The organism is Nocardioides sp., from assembly GCF_051876515.1.
GTDB lineage: Bacteria > Actinomycetota > Actinomycetes > Propionibacteriales > Nocardioidaceae > Nocardioides.
On the sequence record NZ_JBJEHY010000057.1, the window covers coordinates 1 to 3,461 of the forward strand.

Here is a 3,461-nt window from a genome sequence, read left to right on the forward strand (position 1 = left end):
GGGCCGCTACATCAAGAAGATCACCTTCTCCACCACCATGGGCCCCGGCATCCAGGTGGACCCGAACCGCGTGAAGAACGTCGTGGTCGAGGACGAGGCGACTGCCTGATTCCCGCTCGTCGACACCCCGGTCAGTCCACGGACTGACCGGGGTGTCGTGCATTCATGGGACGGTTTCGGCTAGAAAGGTCCCCGGCAGACAGGGAGGCCCGCATGCGACCGAACGGGGTACGTGGTGCGCTGGTGGCGTGTGCCGTACTGGCTCTGGGTCTGACCGGGTGCGGTCAGGAGGAGCCGGCGGGCGAGGAGCTGACGCTGCAGGAACGGATCGCGGAGCCGGACAGCGCGCCGCCGGCGGGGGAGCTGGAGAAGCTCGGCTCCTCCGAGTTCGCCGAACGCACCCTGGACGCGCTGGGTGAGTCCGGGTCGCTGGCGTTCACGACCTCGACCACGACCGTGGGTGGCCAGGTTCCCGGGACCACCAGCCTGTACGGCGCCTTCCGGTTCACCGACGGCGGCACCGACCAGTACTCCACCGGCACCGGACCGTCAGCGGCCGACATGGTGGTCCTCGACGACGTGCTGTACATGCGCAGCGCCCAGCTGGGCCTGGGCGACAAGTGGCTGCAGCTGCACCTGGGGCAGGGGTCCGACTCGATGTACGGCTTCGCGGCACGGGCGCACGACCCGGTCGCCGTGCTGAGCCCGATGCGGGAGCCGGCGGCGTTCTCCTTCGAGGAGGCCGACGAGGTCGACGGGGTGGCGACGAACCGGTACCGGGTCGTGGTCAGCGCCGAGGCGTACCTGGAGGGCCTGCAGATGCCCACCCGGATGGCCACGATGCTGCCCGAGGAGATCACCACGCGGGTGTGGGTCGACGCCGACGACAGGATCCGACGCTTCGAGCAGGAGATCGAGGTGCCGGCCGCGCAGGGCCGTGAGAGCACCACCTCGCGCACCGACGTGCGCTACTCCGACTTCGGCCTCCCGGTGGAGATCAACGCCCCGGACGCCACGGACGTGACCAACCAGCTGCAGCAGGACGCCTGAGGGACGTACGGCACCTGGCGGGGCCCCGGAGCCGTACGCCCTGCCTCACTCGGCGGTGATGCGGTCGCCCACCAGGATCTCGCGGACGCTGCGGCCCTCGTTCTCGAAGCGGGCCTGGTCGAAGCGGGTCCGGAACTCCATGACCACGCCGTCGCGACCGAAGCGGTTCTTCTCCACCGTCAGCACGGCCCACTCGCGGAAGCGCTCGGCGTTGGTGGCGTCGTAGGTCAGGTGGTGGCGGGCGACGATGTCGTACTTGTTGTTGAGCACGAGCACGATGTCGGACTCGTACGCCAGGGCCGAGGAGCCGCGCAGGTTGTTGGCGCGCATGCGGGTGCCCGTCCCCAGCACCTCCTTGTCGGCCGCCGCGACCGCGAGGATCGGGGCCGAGAGGTCGATGGCGAGGTCCTTGAGGCCCTCGACGATGCGGGTGGAGCGCTCGTTCTCGTCGTGGTCGCCCTCGACGCGCACCTTCTGCAGGTAGTCGATCACCAGCAGCGGCGGGATGCCGGTGTGCTGGTGGACGTCGGTGGCGATCGTGGTGATCGCGTCGAGGTCGGTACGGCTGCCCGTCGAGCGGTGCAGGTACAGGTTGTTGGCGTACTGGGCGACCCGGTTGAGGGCGTCGAGGCCGGCCGGGATCCGCTCGAGGCGCGTCTCCAGGCTGTTGGTCGACAGGTCGTCGTAGCTGGCGCGGACGTCGTTGACGCGCACGAGGTTGGACTCGTCGGCCTCGCCGGCCTCCAGGGCCAGCAGCTTCTGCGTCATGTCCTCCGCGTCGTGCTCGTAGGAGAAGTAGACGACCGGACGTCCCGAGCGCGCGGTGTTGCGCGCCATCTGCAGGGCGTACGTCGACTTGCCGAGGCCCTGCGGTCCGGCGAGCAGGGTCAGCGAGCCGGCCCGCAGGCCCCCGCCGATCGACTCGTCGAGCAGGGCGAAACCGGTCGGCCAGAGGCGGTCCGCGGCCATGCGTCCGCTGCGCATGCGCTCGTCGCTCTCCACCAGAGAGCTGCCGACAGTCCAGAGTTGGGGATCCACGGCAGTCATTGGACCAGTGGGAGACCCCGGGCGTGGGCGGAATGGGCGAATTCCTGGGTGCGGCCCCGCGGATTTGGAACCGTGTGCCGCGGTGCGTACTGTTGCCTCTCGAAACCTAAGACCGCCGGTGGTCATGGGCACCAGCCCAGGACCGAAGGTTCCGCTCAGCGGACGGCCAGCGCAGGTGGAGCACATCGATCACCGCATCGTGACGCCCCGGGCCTGCGCCTGGGGCGTTCGTCGTTCCAGGGCCGAGTTCCGGTGGTTCAGTCCGGAAGGAGACCCATGGCGCGGCCAGAGAAGACTGCCGCCGTCGCGGACATCGTTGAGTCGTTCAACGGTGCCGCTGGCGCGGTGCTGACCGAGTACCGCGGGCTCACCGTGAAGCAGCTGCAGGATCTGCGGCGCTCCCTCGGCGAGAACGCCAACTACGCCGTGGTCAAGAACACGCTGGCCAAGATTGCCGCCAATGAGGCGGGCATCGAAGGCTTCGACGACCTGCTCAACGGCCCCACCGCCATCGCCTTCATCACCGGCGACGTCGTTGAGGCTGCCAAGGGTCTGCGTGACTTTGCCAAGGCAAACCCCGCCCTGATCATCAAGGGCGGCGTCCTGGACGGCAACACCCTCGACGCTGCCGAGATCGCCAAGCTGGCCGATCTCGAGTCGCGTGAGGTGCTCCTGGGCAAGATGGCCGGCGCCATGCTGGCCTCGCTCTCCCAGGCCGTCTACCTGCTCAACGCGCCGATCGCCCAGGCCGCCCGTCTCGCGGGTGCGCTGCAGGCCAAGGCCGAGCAGGACCCCTCGATCCTCGCAGGTGGTGCCGGCACGCCGGCCGCTGCCGAGGACGCTCCGGCCGCCGACGAGGCTGCTGCGGAGGAGGCTCCCACCGAGGACGCCCCCGCCGAGGCTGCCGACGAGGCGACCGAGTCCACCGACGCCTGAGACCAGGCCGACGTACACCACCTGAAACCCCGGACGGTCCGCACGTAGCGGTCCGGCCAACGAATGGAAGGAATCGCCCATCATGGCGAAGCTCAGCACCGCAGAGCTCCTTGACGCTTTCAAGGAGATGACCCTCATCGAGCTCTCCGAGTTCGTGAAGGAGTTCGAGGAGACCTTCGGCGTGACCGCCGCCGCTCCCGTCGCCGTTGCCGCCGCCCCGGCTGCCGGTGGCGCTGCCGCCGGTGGCGACGCCGCTGCCGAGAAGGACGACTTCGACGTCATCCTCGAGGCCGCTGGTGACAAGAAGATCAACGTCATCAAGGAGGTGCGCGCCCTGACCTCCCTCGGTCTGAAGGAGGCCAAGGACCTCGTCGAGGGTGCCCCGAAGGCGATCCTCGAGGGCGTCAACAAGGAGGCCGCTGACAAGG

At 69.1% G+C, this 3,461-nt stretch carries 4 protein-coding genes; 3 read left to right on the top strand and 1 reads right to left on the bottom strand.

Annotated features, from left to right (window positions below; all coding sequences use genetic code 11):
• The first annotated feature begins 213 nt into the window (after positions 1–213).
• Positions 214–1,050, top strand: a complete 837-nt coding sequence (locus ACI379_RS03595) for a hypothetical protein (protein ID WP_439790692.1) — start codon at positions 214–216, stop codon at positions 1,048–1,050.
• Between the two features lie 45 nt (positions 1,051–1,095).
• On the opposite strand, the gene ACI379_RS03600 is transcribed toward ACI379_RS03595, so the two are convergent.
• Complete coding sequence (locus ACI379_RS03600) at positions 1,096–2,088, bottom strand: DnaB-like helicase C-terminal domain-containing protein (RefSeq protein WP_439790693.1); 993 nt, start codon at positions 2,086–2,088, stop codon at positions 1,096–1,098.
• A 285-nt stretch (positions 2,089–2,373) separates the two neighbouring features.
• Here ACI379_RS03600 and rplJ point away from each other — a divergent pair, with 285 nt between their 5' ends.
• Together rplJ and rplL are read left to right on the top strand one after the other, a co-directional pair.
• Positions 2,374–3,033 (top strand): 50S ribosomal protein L10, encoded by a 660-nt coding sequence (gene rplJ / locus ACI379_RS03605; RefSeq protein ID WP_439790694.1) that lies wholly within the window; start codon positions 2,374–2,376, stop codon positions 3,031–3,033.
• Between the two features lie 82 nt (positions 3,034–3,115).
• On the top strand, positions 3,116–3,461 hold a 346-nt coding region (gene rplL, locus ACI379_RS03610), incomplete at its 3' end, for a 50S ribosomal protein L7/L12 (RefSeq protein ID WP_439790695.1).